19 protein-coding genes and 3 pseudogenes are annotated in these 18,462 nt (G+C 39.0%); 5 read left to right on the top strand and 17 right to left on the bottom strand.

Translation table 11 applies throughout. The features are described from left to right. Window positions 1-48: 48 nt before the first annotated feature. The 10 genes and pseudogenes from V8V91_RS00335 to V8V91_RS00290 all read right to left on the bottom strand — a co-directional run bounded on the left by V8V91_RS00335 (window position 49) and on the right by V8V91_RS00290 (window position 8,663). Window positions 49-432, bottom strand: a complete 384-nt coding sequence (locus V8V91_RS00335) for a tetratricopeptide repeat protein (protein WP_373398257.1) — start codon at window positions 430-432, stop codon at window positions 49-51. Continuing rightward, the gene (locus tag V8V91_RS00330; protein WP_373398256.1) at window positions 429-818 is read right to left on the bottom strand and encodes a hypothetical protein; all 390 of its coding nucleotides are present in this window, start codon (window positions 816-818) and stop codon (window positions 429-431) included. Before V8V91_RS00330 ends, V8V91_RS00335 begins: the two co-directional genes overlap by 4 nt. A gap of 95 nt (window positions 819-913) precedes the next feature. Further along, window positions 914-1,207: a hypothetical protein gene (locus tag V8V91_RS00325; protein WP_373398255.1), complete on the bottom strand. Its 294-nt coding sequence runs from the start codon at window positions 1,205-1,207 to the stop codon at window positions 914-916. A gap of 78 nt (window positions 1,208-1,285) precedes the next feature. After that, window positions 1,286-3,823: pseudogene (gyrA, locus tag V8V91_RS00320) on the bottom strand (DNA gyrase subunit A). A 95-nt stretch (window positions 3,824-3,918) separates the two neighbouring features. Then, window positions 3,919-4,374, bottom strand: coding sequence for a hypothetical protein (locus V8V91_RS00315; protein WP_373398254.1), 456 nt, complete (start codon window positions 4,372-4,374; stop codon window positions 3,919-3,921). A gap of 38 nt (window positions 4,375-4,412) precedes the next feature. Further along, a complete protein-coding gene (locus tag V8V91_RS00310; protein ID WP_373398253.1) occupies window positions 4,413-4,940 on the bottom strand; it encodes a hypothetical protein in 528 nt (175 codons plus the stop codon). 87 nt (window positions 4,941-5,027) lie between these two features. Then, entirely contained in the window at window positions 5,028-5,537 is a 510-nt protein-coding gene (locus tag V8V91_RS00305) for a hypothetical protein (RefSeq protein WP_074223897.1), read from the bottom strand. A 121-nt stretch (window positions 5,538-5,658) separates the two neighbouring features. After that, window positions 5,659-6,309 carry a ribulose-phosphate 3-epimerase gene (gene rpe / locus V8V91_RS00300; RefSeq protein WP_373398252.1) on the bottom strand — a complete coding sequence of 217 codons (651 nt, stop codon included), beginning with the start codon at window positions 6,307-6,309 and terminating at the stop codon, window positions 5,659-5,661. Between the two features lie 37 nt (window positions 6,310-6,346). Continuing rightward, the gene (locus tag V8V91_RS00295; RefSeq protein WP_373398251.1) at window positions 6,347-8,002 is read right to left on the bottom strand and encodes a S8 family serine peptidase; all 1,656 of its coding nucleotides are present in this window, start codon (window positions 8,000-8,002) and stop codon (window positions 6,347-6,349) included. Beyond that, window positions 7,989-8,663, bottom strand: a complete 675-nt coding sequence (locus tag V8V91_RS00290) for a hypothetical protein (protein WP_373398250.1) — start codon at window positions 8,661-8,663, stop codon at window positions 7,989-7,991. The genes V8V91_RS00295 and V8V91_RS00290 overlap by 14 nt, the downstream gene beginning before the upstream one ends. 130 nt (window positions 8,664-8,793) lie before the next feature. Between V8V91_RS00290 and V8V91_RS00285 the strand changes: the two genes are divergently transcribed. Together V8V91_RS00285 and V8V91_RS00280 are read left to right on the top strand one after the other, a co-directional pair. Next, complete coding sequence (locus tag V8V91_RS00285) at window positions 8,794-9,096, top strand: hypothetical protein (RefSeq protein WP_373398249.1); 303 nt, start codon at window positions 8,794-8,796, stop codon at window positions 9,094-9,096. Beyond that, complete coding sequence (locus V8V91_RS00280) at window positions 9,093-9,413, top strand: hypothetical protein (RefSeq protein ID WP_373398248.1); 321 nt, start codon at window positions 9,093-9,095, stop codon at window positions 9,411-9,413. The genes V8V91_RS00285 and V8V91_RS00280 overlap by 4 nt, the downstream gene beginning before the upstream one ends. Before the next feature lie 30 nt (window positions 9,414-9,443). Here V8V91_RS00280 and V8V91_RS00275 read toward each other — a convergent pair whose 3' ends face one another. The 5 genes and pseudogenes from V8V91_RS00275 to V8V91_RS00255 all read right to left on the bottom strand — a co-directional run bounded on the left by V8V91_RS00275 (window position 9,444) and on the right by V8V91_RS00255 (window position 14,302). After that, window positions 9,444-10,391, bottom strand: coding sequence for an aldo/keto reductase (locus V8V91_RS00275; RefSeq protein ID WP_373398247.1), 948 nt, complete (start codon window positions 10,389-10,391; stop codon window positions 9,444-9,446). 198 nt (window positions 10,392-10,589) lie between these two features. Beyond that, window positions 10,590-11,626 (bottom strand): annotated as a pseudogene (locus tag V8V91_RS00270) (putative oxidoreductase C-terminal domain-containing protein). A gap of 167 nt (window positions 11,627-11,793) precedes the next feature. Continuing rightward, window positions 11,794-11,958, bottom strand: coding sequence for a hypothetical protein (locus tag V8V91_RS00265; protein ID WP_373398246.1), 165 nt, complete (start codon window positions 11,956-11,958; stop codon window positions 11,794-11,796). Continuing rightward, window positions 11,945-13,314: pseudogene (locus V8V91_RS00260) on the bottom strand (Gfo/Idh/MocA family protein). The gene V8V91_RS00265 and the pseudogene V8V91_RS00260 overlap by 14 nt, the downstream one beginning before the upstream one ends. Window positions 13,315-13,363: 49 nt before the next feature. Further along, entirely contained in the window at window positions 13,364-14,302 is a 939-nt protein-coding gene (locus tag V8V91_RS00255) for a PmoA family protein (protein ID WP_373398245.1), read from the bottom strand. A 110-nt stretch (window positions 14,303-14,412) separates the two neighbouring features. Between V8V91_RS00255 and V8V91_RS00250 the strand changes: the two genes are divergently transcribed. Then, window positions 14,413-14,892 (top strand): hypothetical protein, encoded by a 480-nt coding sequence (locus V8V91_RS00250; RefSeq protein WP_373398244.1) that lies wholly within the window; start codon window positions 14,413-14,415, stop codon window positions 14,890-14,892. Between the two features lie 32 nt (window positions 14,893-14,924). Beyond that, window positions 14,925-15,338, top strand: coding sequence for a ThuA domain-containing protein (locus tag V8V91_RS00245; protein ID WP_373398243.1), 414 nt, complete (start codon window positions 14,925-14,927; stop codon window positions 15,336-15,338). 60 nt (window positions 15,339-15,398) lie between these two features. On the opposite strand, the gene V8V91_RS00240 is transcribed toward V8V91_RS00245, so the two are convergent. Both V8V91_RS00240 and V8V91_RS00235 read right to left on the bottom strand, forming a co-directional pair. Then, window positions 15,399-15,734, bottom strand: coding sequence for a zinc ribbon domain-containing protein YjdM (locus tag V8V91_RS00240; protein WP_373398242.1), 336 nt, complete (start codon window positions 15,732-15,734; stop codon window positions 15,399-15,401). A 96-nt stretch (window positions 15,735-15,830) separates the two neighbouring features. After that, the gene (locus V8V91_RS00235; RefSeq protein WP_373398241.1) at window positions 15,831-17,081 is read right to left on the bottom strand and encodes an NAD(P)/FAD-dependent oxidoreductase; all 1,251 of its coding nucleotides are present in this window, start codon (window positions 17,079-17,081) and stop codon (window positions 15,831-15,833) included. Window positions 17,082-17,244: 163 nt separating this feature from the next. Between V8V91_RS00235 and V8V91_RS00230 the strand changes: the two genes are divergently transcribed. After that, a complete protein-coding gene (locus V8V91_RS00230) occupies window positions 17,245-18,459 on the top strand; it encodes a serine hydrolase domain-containing protein (protein ID WP_373398240.1) in 1,215 nt (404 codons plus the stop codon). Window positions 18,460-18,462 lie beyond the last annotated feature (3 nt).

Genomic DNA, 18,462 nt, shown 5'->3' with positions numbered 1-18,462 from the left:
CAAAAAAAAGGCCAACCTTTCGGCTGGCCTTTCGTCTTCTTCTAGAAATTACATTCCACCTTCCATCCAATTTGGACCTTTCAGCTCGATCAATTTTTTATTGTATTTATCAGCTTCTTCGGTGTTCTTTAATCTAGTATGAACTTGGAAAAGAATCTCCATTACGTCAGTGTTTTCTGGTCTGATTTCCAATACTTTAGTGAAGTAAGGAATAGACTCTTTATAATAATTATCCGCTTCTTTACCCATAGCTTCTGATTTCTTTTCCCACTCATCATCTGGAAGAGCGTTCAAATCAGCCAAGATTTCTCTAGCTCTGTCTAACATCAAAGCTCCAGTATAGAAGTTACCATCATAGAAATCAGGATCTACTTCTACAGATTTCTTATAATCTGCCATAGCTCCATCCATATCACCTGATTTCTCTTTCAAGAACCAGATCTTAAAAGGATAGCAGCATTATTAGGATCTGATTTCAATGCCTCCTGAATAGAAGCCATTGCCTCATCCATTTTATTTAATTGAAGCAATAATTGAATTTCATATTCAGCTAGAATCTTATCTTCAGGATATTCTTCTCTAGCTGCCATTACCATATCATAAGCTCCTTCAGGGTTTTCATCCTGACCGCTCAAGATTTGAACCATGAAATAATAGGTATTCAATTTATCGTATTCTTCCACATCCAAAAGCAAGTTGAAATGCTTTTTAGCCTCCTCATACATTCCCAAGTCATTAGCCAAGAAACCTGCATTGTAATGGATGGTAGTATCTTCAGGAGCAATTTCACCTGCTAGGTCAAAGAAATAGTAAGCCATTTCTTGATCATTTTCATTGTATCTCTCAATTGCTTTATCGAAGGAAGTATTCTTAAGCGTATTGATTGAATAAGGTCTTAAATTATCAGGAACACCTAATACATCTTCTTCCCAGATATCTTCTCCGATACCATCTTCTTTATTGCTACCCCCATTTCAAAAGCTTTCATAAAAGTAGCAAGGGCTGCTTGTCCTACTTCATATGTTTGCTTGGTGTTGGAGGAATCAGAACCAAACATTTTGGTTTCGATTTGTGCTTTGATTAAATAAGTCTCAGGATCTACTCCTGTCTCAGGGTCAGCAGTTGCAGCTTCGATATCAGATAATGCTGTTTGAAGATCACCAGATTTGAAGTTCTTTTCTGCAGACCTAACTACTTTTTTGTCCAAAGGCCAAGGTTGTCGCACCAATTAAGGCCATTGATAGAATTAGCTTCTTCATTATTAGCGTTTTACTTTTTTGTTTGGTTAATCATTTGGTTCATCTCCCGGTGATTCAGGAGATTCATTTGTTGCTTCAGGAGAATCTTCAGAAATCTCATTTTCAATTTCTTCTTCCTCCTCTTTCGTGATTTTTTCTACCGACGAAATACTATCTTCTTCTCCTACTTTTATCAATCGAACTCCTTGAGTAGCTCTTCCCATGATACGGAGGGTATCCATAGAAATTCGGATGATAATCCGGATTTGTTAATAATCATTAAATCGTCAGAATCATTCACTTCTTTGATCGCAACCAATGCTCCGGTTTTCTCCGTCACATTCATCGCTTTCACTCCTTTACCTCCTCTATTGGTGATTCTGTACTCTTCAAGATAGGAACGCTTTCCATATCCATTTTCTGAAACCACCAATAAAGTAGCAGACTCATCAGAGGCACAAACCATGCCAATCACAAAGTCATCCTCGCCTGTCAAAGTAATCGCTTTTACTCCGGTAGCAGTCCTACCCATCGGTCTTACAGCAGTTTCAGGGAAGTGAATAGCTCTTCCGGATTTAGCAGCAATTACGATATGTTGATCTCCATTAGTCATATCTACTCTGACTAGTTGATCATCTTCTCTAATATTTAAAGCAATGATACCATTGGTTCTTGGTCTGGAATATTGCTCTAATGTGGTCTTCTTTATGATTCCCTTTCGGGTTACCATCACCAAGAAATGATTATTGATGTAATCTTCATCATTCAAATCATCTACTTGAATAATTGATCGAATCTTATCGTCCGATTGAATATTTATCAAGTTTTGGATAGGTCTGCCCTTAGAGGTTTTAGATCCCTCTGGAATGGCATAGGTCTTCAGCCAGAATAATTTCCCCTTATCGGTAAAGATCAGTAGGTAATTATGGGTAGAGGCAGTAAATATATACTCAGTGAAATCATCTTCTTTGGTACTTACTCCTCTAGATCCAACTCCTCCTCTACCTTGAGTTCTATATTCAGTTAAGGCAGTTCTTTTAACATATCCCTGATGAGAAACAGTGATCACTACTTCTTCATTTGGAATCATGTCCTCATAGCTGAAATCCTCTGCATTATGCTCAATTTCAGTTCGCCTGTCATCAGAATAACGGTCTTTCATCTCCGTCAGTTCCTCTTTGATGATTTCCATTCGCTTATCCTCGTTTTCAAGAATGAACTTCAATTCTTCAATTAAAGCCATAATATCCTTGTATTCCTGGATAATTTTATCTCTTTCCATTCCAGTCAATCGCTGTAATCTCATGTCGAGAATCGCTCTTGCCTGAATTTCACTCAACTCAAATCTCTCAATTAAGCTATTTCTTGCCGTTTCTGGATCTGCAGAATTTCTAATCAGGGAAATTACTTCATCCAAATGGTCTAAAGCGATCAAATACCCTTGTAGAATATGGGCTCTTTTTTCAGCTTCTTTTAATTCATACTGCGTTCTACGGACAATGACCTCATGCCTATGATCCACATAATGTACAATTAGATCTTTCAAGTTCAGAGTATAAGGTCTTCCTTTAACTAGGGCAACGTTATTTACTGAAAATGAGGTCTGTAACTGAGTATGCTTATATAAGTTATTTAAAACTACCGATGGAATTGCATCTCTTTTTAATTCATAGACAATTCGCATTCCTGATCGATCAGACTCATCTCTGATTGCGGAAATTCCATCGATTTTTTCTCGTTAATCAATTGGGCGGTCTTCTCAACCATATTGGCCTTATTGACCATGTAAGGAATTTCAGTGATGACGATCATCTCTTTATTCCCTCCATCTTTAGTCTCCACATTGGCCTTGCCCCGCATGACGATTCTGCCTCTTCCTGTCTCAAAAGCAGCCTTCACCCCATTATACCCATAAATGATACCGCCGGTAGGAAAATCAGAGCAATAATATGTTCCATCAATTCAGCTACGGTAATCTCTCTATTATCGATATAGGCAATAATTCCTGAAATAACCTCCCCTAAATTGTGAGGAGCCATATTTGTAGCCATACCTACAGCAATACCAGATGCACCATTCAGAAGTAGTGCTGGAACTTTTGCTGGTAGAACTACCGGTTCTTTTAAGGAATCATCAAAGTTGAATTGATAGTCAACAGTCTCCTTATTGATATCCACCAGCATTTCCTCGGCAATTCGCTTCAAGCGGGCCTCGGTATAACGCATCGCGGCAGGGTTATCGCCGTCGATAGAACCAAAGTTTCCTTGTCCATCTACTAAAGGGTAGCGAAGAGACCAGGGTTGTGCCATACGAACCATGGTGTCGTACACAGCTGAATCACCATGAGGGTGATATTTACCGAGTACTTCCCCTACGATTCTCGCAGATTTTTTATAAGGTTTATTGTGAAGTACGCCTAGTTCTTGCATCCCGTAAAGGATCCTTCTATGAACTGGCTTCATTCCGTCACGGACGTCTGGAAGTGCCCTGGAAACAATAACCGACATCGAATAATCGATGTAGGCTCCACGCATTTCCTCTTCAATGTTAATTGGTATGATGTTCTCGTTTTCTCCTTGAGCCATATAATGCTTTTGTAGGGTCGATTATTAGCCTGCAAGATAGTAAAAACCCAATGGTTTGAAAAGAGAAAATATTGTCTTAATACGTCTTTAAAAACTTAATACCATTGACCGACTTTTCTGTTCTGATAATTAAAAATTCCGCTACCCCTGTACTCTATTCCATTGTGCATGTGTTTCATCACTACCCCACAGCCCGCAATTTTACACCTTTTGGTGCCGGGAAATCGAACAGCAAAGCCAACCTGCATACCATAAAGGGTTTGCTTAAGGTTTTGAACTTCAGAGAAGTCTGAGGCAGCATAGGTAAAATCTCTAAACTCTGCTCCTCCTTTGACGAACATTTTTGTGTATTCTGAAAAATCTCTTTCAATGCGTAATGCTATCCCCATATATGGCTTGTCTCCCACTGCAAGTTTGGGTTCATACATGGACCCACCAGCCACCATACTTTGATCAACAAAATTCTTCATTTTTAATTGACCGAACTCACCTTCAAGGATAAATCTCCAAGGATACACTTGTTTGGAGCGTTGAGTCAATTCTGATTGCATGTAATAATTAGCTGATGCATATCTTCTATACCGCCATTTCAAAAATGTTTGTCTTCTTTTAGCATCAAATAAAACCAATCCAACAGTACCATATAATTTGCTAGCCTGATATGACCCGCCTTCAAAACCAAACTCAAAATCTCCCCTCTCATGGTAGACATATTTCCCCATTCCTGACCGTATCCTCCCCCGATGGTTAGTAAGTTGAAAAGATTAATTCTCAAACCGGCATTGAGGACAGGAAAAGTCCAGTCATTACTTTTCATTTCCAATGGATTATCTTCTGAAATATCCAGAGGTTGATCAAAATTCTGAAATTGATTGAAGTTAGGATATAAGTCAGGATTCGCAGTGTAAAAGGGAGTTGAAAATTGGTGGTAAGCTGCGCCTGTAGAAAGCTCAATGCTAAACATCTCCAATACATTTCTTGCTGCATTTCCTATAGCGCTTTCACTTTTAGGGTTCTTCGCTTTTTCAGATATTCCAAAAATATCCTCTCCTTGAGCAAATAAGGCTGTAGAAATGGAATAAAGTAACATGAACAGGGGTAGCTTTTTCAACTTCATAAATGGGTAACGATTTTTTCCTTTCCTTCGTGTGAAATTAAAAAAAAGCCTCCACAAAGGAGGCTTTCATGTGATGTTTATCAGAAATTATTTTCCTTCTCCTTCGTTACCATCTTCACTTTCTTCTTCATTTTTAGCTTTCATTTCAGAAATTAGAGCTTCTAATTTCTCTTTGACAGCAGGATCTGATTTTTGAGCACCATTCACTTTATTATAAGTAGATGCACCCAAGATAGAATCATTCATGATCAATTCAGTCTTGTACTCTTTTACCACATCCTGAAGAGAATTTTGAAAATCCTGTACTGCTTGATAAGCCGCTTTTTCTTCTTCCGTTACCTCGGCTTCCGCCATTTTTGCTTCATCTCCCCAAGCAGCTTTGATTTCATTGTATCTAGCTCCTCCTTTGAAGATTTCATTTTCCAAAATCATAGCTCTAAGCTCTTCAGTTTTGGAATCTACATACTCGGAAGTCATCACTTCCACATTGGCAAATTTAGCTAGCTCCTCATTTGTAACTTCTTCCGCTGCTTCCTGCGCAAAACCACTCATTCCAATAAACGCGAAAAACGCTCCAAACAACAATACTTTTTTCATAGTCTTCTCTGATTTTAGTTTTCGTAAGATGTTCAATAAATAAACCACAATCCAAAAATCAAGTCTTTTTGGGTTAATTAAGGTATTTTTAGATAAACGGTACCTAAAAATGCTAAATCCTCTAAATTGATTTCAATTCCTTAATTGTATCTAATGGATTGGCGGAGTTAAAAACAAAACTTCCAGCTACCAAGATATCCGCACCAGCCTCTTTAAGTTTAGGTGCATTTCCAAGATTTACTCCACCATCAATTTCAATCTTGGTTTTTGCTCCTTTAGAAATTATCAAGTCCTTCAACCTAGAAATTTTTTGATAGGTATTCTCTATAAACTTTTGTCCTCCATACCCAGGGTTAACAGACATCATGCAAACAATATCTACATCTTGTATAACCTCACTTAATAAGTCCACTGGGGAATGGGGATTCAAGGCCACTCCCGATTTAGCCCCCAAGTGATGGATGGCTTGAATTGTTCTATGTAGATGTGGGCAAGCTTCTAAATGCACAGAAATTGTTTCCGCTCCCACTTTTCTAAATGCCTCTAAGTACCGATCTGGATCCATAATCATCAAATGAACATCCAATGGTTTGGTCGCATGCCTGTGAATTGCTTCCGTGACTGGGAGACCGAAGGATATATTAGGTACAAATAGACCATCCATGATATCCACATGAATGTAGTCAGCTTGGGAAGAATTGAGCATTTCTACCTCTTTTTGCAAATTGGCGAAATCTGCAGCAAGAATAGAAGGGGCAATTTGTATGGACATAGTTTATTTAGAATTAGTAAGAATGAAAGGCTCTTGATTATTGCCTAAAGAGTTTGGTTCGTTTTAGGTGTTGACCATCTTGCAATTGCACAATATAGAAGCCCGGTTTCAAACCTTGCAAAGAAGTCCTGAAAGGATCTTTGGGTGAGTTCCTTAGTAAGATAGCCGTTTGAAGAGTTTTCCCATTCATATCGATAATCGCAAACTCAGCACTAAGACTTTGACCAAAATAGATGGTCAAATTATCTTCTGCTAAAGGATTTGGAAATACTTTCCAAACTATTTCCTCTTCTCCACTCACACTTAAAACTTCCCCAAAATAGGCATCATAAAAGTTTGGTATTCCAAAACCCAGGTCATTGTCTTGAGCATCAGCCTGAGTAGCACTACGGATTAAATTCTCTACCAATTCAGCTCTGGTCCATTCTGGCTTGGCTTCCCAAAGACCTGCTGCCAAAGCAGTAATTTGTGGAGCAGAAAAGGATGTTCCATTTGAAAAACCCAGATTCCCATTGGACTTTATTAAGGCAACTCCATTTCCATAAGTAGTTAAATCTGGTTTTATTCGACCATCGCTTGTAGGTCCTCTGGAACTAAAATTGGACACTTCCAGATTTTTATTTACAGCCCCAATGGCTAACACGAACTCTGAATCGGAAGGTGATACTAAGCTGGTTTCTGCGGGCCCATAATTCCCAACACTGTTCACAATAAGAATCCCTTTTTGGGCAGCAATAGTGGCCCCTTGAGCAATCACAGTTGTTTTCCCATCCAAATCTTCAGGGGAATAATTCATGGTTGGATCGTCAAAATCATAATACCCCACAGAACTATTAATGATATCTACTCCCAAGCTATCTGCAAATTCTGCTGCACGAACCCAATTGTATTCTTCTACCTTATACTCTGTGGCATCTTCCTCTGTAATTGCCAAAAAATAAGCTGCATCAGGAGCACCAGAGACTAAGATTCCTTCCTCCTTGGCTGCAATTAGCGATAGTACATTCGTTCCATGCTGATTGGAAGTGAAAACATGATCAGACCAAGGTTTCACAAAATCTTTGGTTGCTACGATTTGTTCATTCGCAAATAAATGGGCTAAAGCACTGGACTCGTCAGTACCCGGAAAACCTGCATCAAAAACCGCTACCATAACCCCTTTGCCAGTGAAGCCTTCCTCATGCATCTCCGGTATTCTTAATAAGCTATTTTGAAAATCATATGGGTTCTCATTGGTCCCTAGTTTTCGATGATTGACAGGCAGGCATATTTTTAAACTTACAGAGGCAAATATTTTCTTGCCTAATCTAGCATTGGGACTAGGTACGAAGTCCAAAGCCACCATTTCCACTCTTTCAACAAATGGATACGTTTCAATTTCCAAAGCTCCTTCTTCATCAGTAACCAGCACTAAGGCATTTAGCCACTTGCTTGAATAAAGGATCTCTTGTACGTTATTGGCAATTTCATCGATATACTTTTGCGAAACCGGTAAATCCAAAGAATCTGGAAGCACTCCCTCCTTTGCTCTTCTAGCTAATGCTTTTGATGATAAAAATTGTTCGGGTTGATTTAAAGAATACTCCTCCTGAGGTTTAAATTTAAAAAACACTGCATACCGATCTTGGGCATGGGTTTGAAACCACATTCCCACTAATAGAATTGTCGATAATAATAATTTATAATTTCCCATTCTCGGTAATTGTCAAATGTAATTTACTTCCTCCATCTATTAACTGTTCACCCAAGCAATCGTTTCTTGAACAATAGGTTAAAACCTCCTCATAATCCTCTACCAATCCAATTCCTTTTTCAAACACCTCGTATCGATAATCCCGATAAGTAACTAGATCATCCGCATCCTCTTGGTTAATTTGGATTCTTTTATTTGAGGAGTTGGCCGCAATAGTTTTTAACTCAAATATATCTTCAGGAGCATTCAAATAGTTATTAGAGTCCCAAGTGGTCCCATCCGTAGGAGGAAAAACCAATGCGATGACTTGTTGATTTTGCATCGTCCGAATCAACGTTTTCCCTCTTCTTAAAAGGGTATATTGCTCCAATGGGTCCCACTCTAATTGATCATAGGATTTGCTTCTTTGTAGGATAAATACTACTTCATTCGCTTCATTGATATAGGTAGATTGGATGATGTCCTGCAAAAAATAAGCATCATCTTCAAAATCATTTTCCCCATAGTAAATCCTTTCCTCTACCTCATAAACCCAATAATTACCTACCACTAGGGGCTGAAAATCCAATTCTAATTCAATAGGATTTTCATCCAACTTCCTCTCACAGCTAAAAAACAATCCCAAGACCACTAAAAAAACAATAGGTACAAGTTTGTTCATAGATTCCAAATTTGAACTTAAAAATACATTAATTTCCTGTTTTACCTGATGCTTAAAAGATCATATTCTTTCAGATTCCTTTTCCTAGCCCAATGTTCATGATTACATTTACAGTTCCAAAAATCAAGATATGGCTTTAAGAACTTTTGTAAAGATAAGTGGCATTACCAATCTCAGTGATGCAAGGTATTGTGCTGGCATGTATGTAAATCTCATAGGGTTTTCTTTGGAAGAAGGTACTGAAAAATTTGTAAACCCCGCTCAATATAAAGAAATAACAGGCTGGTTATCAGGCCTTGAGTTTGTTGGGGAATTTGATACTTTATCTGCAAATGATGTACTTGAAACTTTAAAAAACTACCCCTCCATTTCCTGGGTGGAACATACAAGAATTGACGACCTGGTAACTTTAAAAAGGCTGGCTATCAAGTGATCTATAAAAAAGACTTGGCTGAAGTTAAACACATGGAAAAAGATGTGGCCACAAAACTCCGCGAAGAAGGAATTATTTTCCATATCACCTCCAATGATGACCCTTTGACTGTAAGTGATAAGGAAGTGATTTCCCTTTTGACGAAGGATTGTGAAGTCATTTTAGGAGCGGGTTTATCTGCAGAAAATGTAATTGGTCTTGTAGATGAATTAAATCTTAAAGGGATTGTATTAGAAGGAGGAGAAGAGATTAAACCTGGACTCAAAGATTTTGATGCATTAGCAGACATTCTGGAGGTATTAGAAATAGAGGAATAAAAAAAGAGGCCCGAATAAATCGGGCCTTTTTCATTCAAATAAATCGGATAGCTTGTAGGGACTCTCAGGTCCCGTAAAAAACTTCCCATTGATAAATCTAAATTCCACTCCTATATCATCTAGCTCCATTAAATCATTCTGATCTAATTTCAATTTTGCAGCAGCAAGATTTTCTTTGATTCTAGCCTGATTGGTAGATTTTGGAATCACAGCTATATCTCTAGCAACGGACCAAGCGATTAACACTTGTCCAATACTTGCCCCATGTTTTTTAGCAATCAACTCAATAACAGGGTCATTTAATAATACAGGGTCATTTTTGTGGCTTTCATTTCTGGAATCCGGTGAACCCAATGGAGAATAGGCAGTCATCAAAATGCCATTTTCCCTGCAAAATTGAACCAAAGCCTTTTGAGGTAAATATGGATGCATTTCCACTTGATTCATTTCTGGTTTTTGACCTCCAATATTCATCACCTCCCTAAGTTTGGCTTGATTAAAATTTGAAACTCCAATATGCTTTGCCAATCCCAGAGTTTTCAAATGTTGCATCCCTTCCCATGTTTGAGTCAGAGGGACATCCAGATAGGTATAAAACTCATCCCTAGTTTTTGCAAACCCAATCCCCCTTTTAAAAGAAATTGGCCAATGGATTAAATACAAGTCTAGGTAGTCGAGCCCTAAATCAGAAAGTGTTTTTTCCAAAGCTGGCTTTACATCCTCGTATTTATGGGAATTATTCCAAAGTTTAGAAGTCACAAAAAGTTCTTCTCTTTTGACAAGCCCTTCATTTATTGCCTGAGCAATACCCTCTCCTACTTCTTTTTCATTTTGGTAAACTGCGGCACAATCAAGATGCCGATAGCCGCTTTCAATTGCCCAATACACCGCTTGTTTTACTTGGCCCGGTTCACTTTTCCAGGTTCCTAGACCAATAATGGGCATGCGATCCCCATTTTCAAAAGTTAAATTTTTCATAAAATTTATAGACTCATTTAGGTCTCATTAATAAGGTTAAATAAATAGATCGTATAATTGAGTTGTCCAATGACAACATTTAATCCATTCAAGAAATTCGTGCTTTTCAGAAAAAGCTAAAATAGCATGAAAAGAAATTCCATATTCCTGTTTGGTAAACCTAAAAAAAGCCTCACTGTTTGTGAGGCTTTGATTTTTCTATTGAGCTTTTGCGTAAGCTTGGGTAGTTGTATAATATTTTACGATCATATTTGGCACTTCCCAATCAGGCATTCTTCCTTCTTTAAAGAATTTCAAATAATTTTCGGTGACTTGCGCAAAATGTGCTTCATGTCCCACAGAATAACTATCAGGTACTTCTACTCGAAATTCACCATTGTCCAGTTTGGTAAGACTAATTCCTGGATAAGCACTTTGTAAATCTTCATTGATTGCTTTTTGCAAAGCTGCCTCTTGATTCTCGAGCAGCTTCACATACAAAACCGGCTTGTAATTTTCTTCTTGTCCCTGCCTAATGATCAAATTGGCTTTGGTCCCTCTCATGATACTATAATGGGTGTCAGCAGTTCCCTCCGGAGCTTGGTAAGCCCATTTCACCGATACCTTTGCATGTACTCCCTTCAGAGTATAATTCATTTCTCCATTGGCAAGAACATCTAACGTTTCGCCTTCAGCAAAAGGAGGAGTTTTTCCAGTAACCAATTGGTATTGTTCATAATTGAGAGAGATGGGTAGCAATTCTGCCTGAAGCATATTAACATCTGAGGTATCTAAAGCTTCTCCAGGGAAAGATTCCCATTGAACCAAATCCACTAGATGTGTAGTCACATCTACCAAACCAGAACCCTCTATTTCAGTATCAAAAAACCACTCTGGTCGAACTAAGGGGCTCCAGAAACATACTTAAAAAAGTGGTGAACCGACTCTTTGGTAATGGCTGGATTTTCAAGTGTCCCTTGTTCCAAAGTACCGAATACGTCTGGTATCATGGATAACTCCCGCTGTAAAATGGTAGAAATTTCAAACCGTTCGGTCATGATATCATAAAACAGCAAATTCTTCTCTTCGGCGATTTCAAAAGCCCTTTTCAATTTTTGAAAACCTGCAGGATTAATTACCAAAGGCTTGTCCGCGTAGACATTCATATCATTTTCCAATGCAGAAAGAATATAGTCGATTTTACGATCATTTTTCCCTGCTACGACCATGACATTTCCTGCTTTCTCCTTGATCATTTCTTGTAAGAAATCATCTCCGGTATACACCTCTATACTCCAAGCTGTGGGGTCTTCCTTCCGTTCATTATAGCCTGCTATCCTGTTGAGATAGTCTTTGAGCTCCTCTCCTTCTGGTGCATAAACATGAATGGTAGAGTCTACCTCAGGGTACATGCTCTTATGAATCAGGCCCGCATGGAAATGCCCGGATCAAGAGTTACGATTTGAATAGGAGCTTTTTCTCTGGCTTCATCCATGCTTTCTGAAGGTGAATCACAATTTTGAAAAAGGGCTGCTGCTAGGATAAGCAGCGCTGTTTTACACTTGACCATCAATTTAAACTTTGACATAATTAGTACCATATGGTGCTCTTTGATCTCTACTTAGATAAGTGTTTGCCTCGTCATCATTTACAAATCGTTCTGAAATCGGATCCCATTCCAGTTTTCTTCCTAATTGCATGGCGATGTGGCTCACTAAACACACTGAACAAGCCCTGTGTCCGATTTCTACTGGAGAAAGCAACTCATTTTCCCCTTGGATAGCGCCCAGCCAATTTCCATGATGCTCTGTACTTTTTTGTAAATGGATTTCATTAGGTCCGATCACCGATTTTAAAATGGCTGGATCAGAAGCATCTAAAGCTTTAGCGCTCTCCCCTTGAGCTACAGGATCACTGGACGAGGCCACATAATTTCCTCTAGAAACCCAAATCCATCCATCGGTCCCTTCATATCGGATTCCATTCGGGTAACCTCCGCTGGTATACATATGGATTCCATTGTCATACTCCGCCTTCACCATGAAATCTCCATGAACATTCCAAAGTCCAGAACGTGGAAATTCAGCTACTGCTTCTATATATCTAGGACCGGTTAATTCAGTATCCATTCCCCAGGCTGCAGAATCAAAATGATGTTGCCCCCAACCCGTAATCATTCCCGCACCAAATTGATTAATTCTCAACCAACCAGGACGACCATATCCTTTTTGAGGATGGACTCCGATTTCCGTATAAGGTACCTCAGGTGTGGAGCCTAGCCACATCTCATAATTTAGGTTTTTTGGAACAGGCATGGCTGGAGCCTCTGGTCCTGCTGGATCACCAGGTAAGCCAATCCTTACAGTATGAAGCTTTCCAATTCTACCATTTCTAACTAATTCTGCGGCAATCCTAAATTGCTCACTGGATCGTTGTTGAGTTCCTAATTGGAGTTTAACGCCTGTTTTTTGACCACATCAGCCAATTGCCTTCCTTCACGAATAGTTAATGAGGTAGGTTTTTGAAGGTAAACGTGTTTCCCCGCCAAGGCTGCCATCATAGCTGGTTGCGAATGCCAGTGATCAGGAGTACTGATTACGACCGCATCAATCTCATCATTCAAGAGCATTTCACGGAAATCTCCATATTGTTTGATTTCACCAGATGCCTCATTCTCCTTTTTGGCATAATAGTTTTCTATCAGCTCCTTGCCATCCTGCATCCGGTTGGAATCCAAATCTGAAACCGCTATATATCTGGCACTGGCATGTCTCCAGGTACCGGGAATGTCATGATCCCTCGCTATTCTCCCACAACCGATTTGACCGATTTGGATTCTGTTGCTTGGAGCATTCTTTCCAAAAACGGAGGAAGGAACGATGGTGGGAATTCCAAAAGCGGCTGCAGCCAGACCGGTATTTTTTATAAAAGTTCTTTTTTTCATAGCTATTCAGGGTTATGATTGAGCATTATTATCTTTTGATTCATTTCTTTTATTTTACAAATGCAGACCAATATTTATTGGCTTCTTCTGCGGTCAATTCCCCATCAAAAACGATTAATCTATACTTTAAAGAGTATCGTTTGTTGGGTAGGATCTCCCAAGATTCATGTCTTATGGGAGTAAACTCCACAAATACATTTCCTTGACGATTGTAATTTTCTTCAGGCCAAACCCGAAGTGGCTCGGGATGAGCCTTATTGGTGTTATGGCTTAAAATCAACAGCCCACTTTTACCTTCTGGGGCATTCGACTCTCCGGTAATGATGATCCATTTGGCCTCGGTCCCATCCGCAGTTTTTCTGTCTTTTCCTTCTGAGGTAAGTACTGTACTGTTATCAGATCCCCAGACTTCAGTAGCTCTAAACCCTAATCCTCCCCCATACCGGTATGCATCCAATAAAATCCCATCTTTCAACTTTGTGGAAATATTAGTTGTATAATCTACAAGAAACCTTCCTTTGTCAGCTGGCATGACCTTAATTACCAGATCCTCGGAAATGGCAAGTTTTTCAGATTCAGGAGCAGTCAAATCCAAATGATTTTGTCTTACCGTTAATTCTGCCACTCCTCCCGCTTCTTTTTTGGCAATCACTCGGTCAAAATCAACTCGTCCTTTATGATCCGCCAAATTCCAAAAATCCACCATTCTCCCTCCAATGGTAGCTCTTGTCCAAGGACCCCATATCCCATAATGATGGTAGTGATCTTTGGGTTGAACTCGAGTAAGTACTTGACCGGAAGGAGAAGTAAGGGGATGGATAAAACCTGATTTTGCATAGTCAGGATTTACACCTTCCGGTACCGGTTCCACTGCCGTTTGATAGGTCAAAACACGCTGTTCTCCAAGCATGAAGTCAATTCCTTTTTCGGTTTCACGTAACGTGACTTTTTGAGCAGAAACAGTCCCTATCATCAAAATAAGGACCATGGGGAGAAATAATATTTTTTGATAATCATGGAAAAATCTAGTTATTGGGCTTCAATTTTAAAGATATCGAAATCTAATCTAATGCCTAATTGCATTTACCCCAATTACCTATGAAGAAGAATATTTTCTACGCAATCGTTTTCATTTTTTCGATCGGAACTGCTTACTCCCAAAGTATGTCCGAGGTGGAGCTGACCGAAGAATGGAAAGACAAAATCTATGAATTGGCTCCAGATAAAGCCAGCTTCCCTTTCAAAACCAAAAAGAAAGTATTGGTTTTTTCTTTACACACTGGGTTTTGGCACTGGGTAAATCCCCATACCGAAGCAATGTTCAAAATTCTTGGGGAAAAAAGCGGGGCCTTTGAGGTTGTAGGTAGTAGGGATCTGGCCATGATGGAAAAAAACAAGCTGAAGGAGTTTGATTTAGTAATCTTCAACAATACCAATTCAAAACCAACCTATAGAAACTTATTCGTGGATAAGCTCACAGAAGAAGGTAATATGGACAGTGTGGCTGTTTGGAAAAAGGCTTCAGAACTTGAAAAGAATGTAATCAACTACGTTAAAAAAGGAGGAGGATTTTTGTGATTCACGGGGGCAATACTACCCTGAACAACTCTATGGAATTTTCAAGATTACTTGGAGGATCTTTCGACTATCATCCCAAGCAGCAGCCTATACATGTGAGATTGGTGGACCCACAACATCCTTTGGTTCAAGCTTTCCCTGCAGATGGATTTGTACATACGGATGAACCTTATTTTTATAAGAATGCCTATGCAGCATTAGACTTCAAACCTTTGTTGTATTTCAACAATGCTGAGATCGAGGCTCAGAGAAAAGGCCAGGAATTAACGGAAGGTGTTACCTATGTAGCTTGGATCAGGAAAGATGGAAAAGGAAGAGTTTTATATAGCTCCCCTTCGCATAATGCCCAAAGCTTTGAAAACCCGGATTTATTGCAGTTTTTCTTAGATGGAATGCAATACTTGGTTGGAGATGTAGAGGTAGATGAAACACCCATACGGAAATAAGATTAAGAAATACGAAGTATGAACTTCCTCGTACTTCGTATTTCCCATTTCATATATTCCTCAGGATTTCTTCACAAACTCACTTTTCAAAGCCATAGAGCCAAAGCCATCGACTTTACAATCGATGTTGTGATCACCTTCTACTAATCTGATGCTTTTTACTTTTGTCCCTGCCTTGATGGGCTTTGGAGCTCCTTTTACGGGAAGATCTTTAACAATGACCACCGAATCACCATCCGACAATAGATTTCCATTAGCATCTTTTACAATCAGACCTTCCTCCTCTACTTCTTGTTCTGGAACCCACTCAAAGCCACATTCAGGGCAAACAAGTTGATTATCCATTTCATATCCATAGGGTGATTTGCATGAAGGGCAAGGGGGTATATTTTCCATCCCGCAAAAATACGGCTTTATCCCATTTTTACACTTCCATACCAATTGATTTAAATCAGGTATCTAGGGTTCAACCTGATTTAATAAAAGAATAAATTAATGGGTCGGAGTATAACTTAAAAGTACAGATTCAGCAACCAATCTTCCTGAGGTCATGGCAGCATTGCTTGATCCATTGAGTAAATAATCTCCTCCCAAGTATACATGGTCAGTGATTTTACACTCAGTAATAGGAATACTGCCTTTGATGTCGTCTAGGCTAGGTAATGCATAGGAAATGTAGTAGGACTTAATAAACTTGAAATAATCTCCCTTGATACCAGAAATATGCTCCAATTCTTTTTGAACTTGCTTGATCAGGTCCTTTTCCTCCAATTCACTTTCCAAAACAGTGACAGAAAGTAAAGACCTATCCGAACTTGTATATGAAGCCGATACATCGTCCAAAAACACCAAATTGTTAATTAGAAATTTTTCTCCTGGGACCAAGCCAAGCATAGGTCTAGCCATAAAGGACTTTTGAAGAGAAAAATACAAATTGATTACTTTTTTTGGTTTTGAAAATTGTCCCTGTAACTGAGGCATGATCTTATCGGGTTGGGTACAAATCAAAATTCGATCTGCTTCCAATTGTTCCCCATTTTTTAAAGTGATCGTCTGCCCTTCTACCTTTTCTACAGGAGAGTTAAAGTAAATCTGAGTAGTTCCAAGTTGCTTTCTCAGCATATTTGGGATTTCCTGCATCCCTTTTTCAGGTATGGCTGCATGACCTAAAGAGAACATTTTGAAAACGAATTCAAACATCCTTGCAGAGGTATTCAAATGTTTTTCAAGGAAAATCCCTCTAAAAAAAGGTTTGAAAAAGTTATTGATTATTTGATCTGAAAAACCATAGTTTTTCAGATACTGTAAAGTAGGAATCGAAGGTTCATTGAAAATATCCTCTACAGATTTCTTTTTTAATTCCTGGGTCAAACTATACATTTTGACTTTATCCAAAAAAGTACCCACTCTTGAAAAAGCCATTCCTACTACTTTAAGGGGATTTCGTAGGGGGTCGGAAATAATGTAAGAGTCCTTTTCATCAAAAATAACAGCCCCTGGGTCAAAGGTTTTAAGATTCAAAGCTGCTAAATTCAAATAGCGGTTTACTTCAGGGTAAGCCGTAAGCAAAACCTGAAATCCATGATCCAGTAAAAACCCCTCTACCTGATCAGTCTTCATTCTTCCTCCTACCTTATCTGTACTTTCTAAAATAATGGGTGAAAAACCGGCTTTTTCTAATTCTATCGCAGCTACAAGACCCGACAATCCTGCACCTATGATGTATATTTTCTGTTCTTTCATTCAGTTCTATGCAATTAAAAATTTCTAAAATCCTCGCTGCTAAAAAACAAAGGTTTTTATAATAACTTACCTCTTATAAAAGAGTTTTTAAAATTTAATCATTTTGAATAGACATTTATATGAATCTTTTAAATATGAGATTGTTTCAATAAACCGCCCTATCATGAAAAAACTTACTTCTTCCTTATTTCTAGTTTTTTGCCTCGTCCAATTTCTTTCTGCTCAGACCTATTTTCCTTCCAAAGGGAATTGGGAGAGCAAAACCCCTAGTGAACTTGGAGTGGATCCCAATAAACTACAAGAAGCAATTGACTTTGCTGTGGCCCATGAAAGTAATGCTAACCCAAATCTTAAAATTGCACATTATGAAAGCGCTTTTGGAAGAGAACCTTTTGGATATCCCATCGGGCCAATGAAAATGAGAGGACCGGCTACAGGCTTGATTATTTACAAAGGATATGTTGTGGGTCAATGGGGAGACCTCGACAGGGTTGATTTGACATTCTCCGTTGCAAAGAGCTTCCTTTCTACTACTGCAGGACTTGCGGTGAAAGAGGGATTAATCTCTTCAGAAAAGGATTTAGTATATCCGTATATGGCCCCCATATATCCATATGAGCCTGCCAAATTGATGATCAACAAGGCAGATCATTTTGATGAGGAAGACACCTTCGAGCTTTTTGATACGGAGCATAACAGAACCATTACTTGGGATCATTTATTAAGACAAACCTCCGATTGGGAAGGTAGTCTTTGGGGCAAACCAGACTGGGCAGATCGACCAAGAGAGGGCGTTCAAGAAAAAAGAGAAAGACCCCAAAATGCTCCGGGATCACTTTATGAATACAATGATACGAGAGTCAATGTCCTTGCATTGGCTTTAATGAACGTATGGAGGAAACCTTTACCAGTGGTTTTGAAATCAAAAATCATGGACCCTATTGGTGCCAGTGACACCTGGAGGTGGACAGGGTATGAAAATTCTTTTGTGATCATTGATGGTCAAATTATGCAATCCGTATCAGGTGGCTCTCATTGGGGAGGTGGGATGATGCTTTCTGCATGGGATCAAGCAAGATTCGGATACCTTACTTTAAATAATGGTCAATGGGAAGGAGAGCAACTCATTCCGACCTCATGGATGGAAAAATCAAAAACTCCTACTCCTGCAAATCCTGGTTATGGTTTCATGAATTATTTCCTTAACGATGACCGGGAATTTATCCCTGCAGCACCCGCTACTGCATTTGCCCATATTGGAGCGGGAACCAATATGATTTATGTAGACCAGGAAAACGATTTAGTGATCGTTGCTAGGTGGATACCAAATGGAGATAAAAACGAATTGGTCAAGCTGGTATTGGAAAGCTTAAAATAATAT

It is taken from the genome of Algoriphagus halophilus, assembly GCF_041729275.1.
Taxonomy (GTDB): Bacteria; Bacteroidota; Bacteroidia; order Cytophagales; family Cyclobacteriaceae; genus Algoriphagus; species Algoriphagus halophilus_A.
The sequence above is the reverse complement of the archived record's forward strand: the minus strand, read 5'-3'. Positions and strand labels throughout refer to the sequence as shown.

Coding starts and splice junctions, on each gene's coding strand:
- V8V91_RS00295 (WP_373398251.1), bottom strand. CDS start 8,002: ATGGGAAATTATAAATTATTATTATCGACAATTCTATTAGTGGGAATG.
- V8V91_RS00265 (WP_373398246.1), bottom strand. CDS start 11,958: ATGTCAAAGTTTAAATTGATGGTCAAGTGTAAAACAGCGCTGCTTATC.
- V8V91_RS00330 (WP_373398256.1), bottom strand. CDS start 818: ATGGCTTACTATTTCTTTGACCTAGCAGGTGAAATTGCTCCTGAAGAT.
- V8V91_RS00305 (WP_074223897.1), bottom strand. CDS start 5,537: ATGAAAAAAGTATTGTTGTTTGGAGCGTTTTTCGCGTTTATTGGAATG.
- V8V91_RS00290 (WP_373398250.1), bottom strand. CDS start 8,663: ATGAACAAACTTGTACCTATTGTTTTTTTAGTGGTCTTGGGATTGTTT.
- V8V91_RS00245 (WP_373398243.1), top strand. CDS start 14,925: ATGGAATTTTCAAGATTACTTGGAGGATCTTTCGACTATCATCCCAAG.
- V8V91_RS00230 (WP_373398240.1), top strand. CDS start 17,245: ATGAAAAAACTTACTTCTTCCTTATTTCTAGTTTTTTGCCTCGTCCAA.
- V8V91_RS00250 (WP_373398244.1), top strand. CDS start 14,413: ATGAAGAAGAATATTTTCTACGCAATCGTTTTCATTTTTTCGATCGGA.
- V8V91_RS00235 (WP_373398241.1), bottom strand. CDS start 17,081: ATGAAAGAACAGAAAATATACATCATAGGTGCAGGATTGTCGGGTCTT.
- V8V91_RS00315 (WP_373398254.1), bottom strand. CDS start 4,374: ATGCAATCAGAATTGACTCAACGCTCCAAACAAGTGTATCCTTGGAGA.
- rpe (WP_373398252.1), bottom strand. CDS start 6,309: ATGTCCATACAAATTGCCCCTTCTATTCTTGCTGCAGATTTCGCCAAT.
- V8V91_RS00240 (WP_373398242.1), bottom strand. CDS start 15,734: ATGGAAAATATACCCCCTTGCCCTTCATGCAAATCACCCTATGGATAT.
- V8V91_RS00310 (WP_373398253.1), bottom strand. CDS start 4,940: ATGAAGTTGAAAAAGCTACCCCTGTTCATGTTACTTTATTCCATTTCT.
- V8V91_RS00255 (WP_373398245.1), bottom strand. CDS start 14,302: ATGGTCCTTATTTTGATGATAGGGACTGTTTCTGCTCAAAAAGTCACG.
- V8V91_RS00285 (WP_373398249.1), top strand. CDS start 8,794: ATGGCTTTAAGAACTTTTGTAAAGATAAGTGGCATTACCAATCTCAGT.
- V8V91_RS00275 (WP_373398247.1), bottom strand. CDS start 10,391: ATGAAAAATTTAACTTTTGAAAATGGGGATCGCATGCCCATTATTGGT.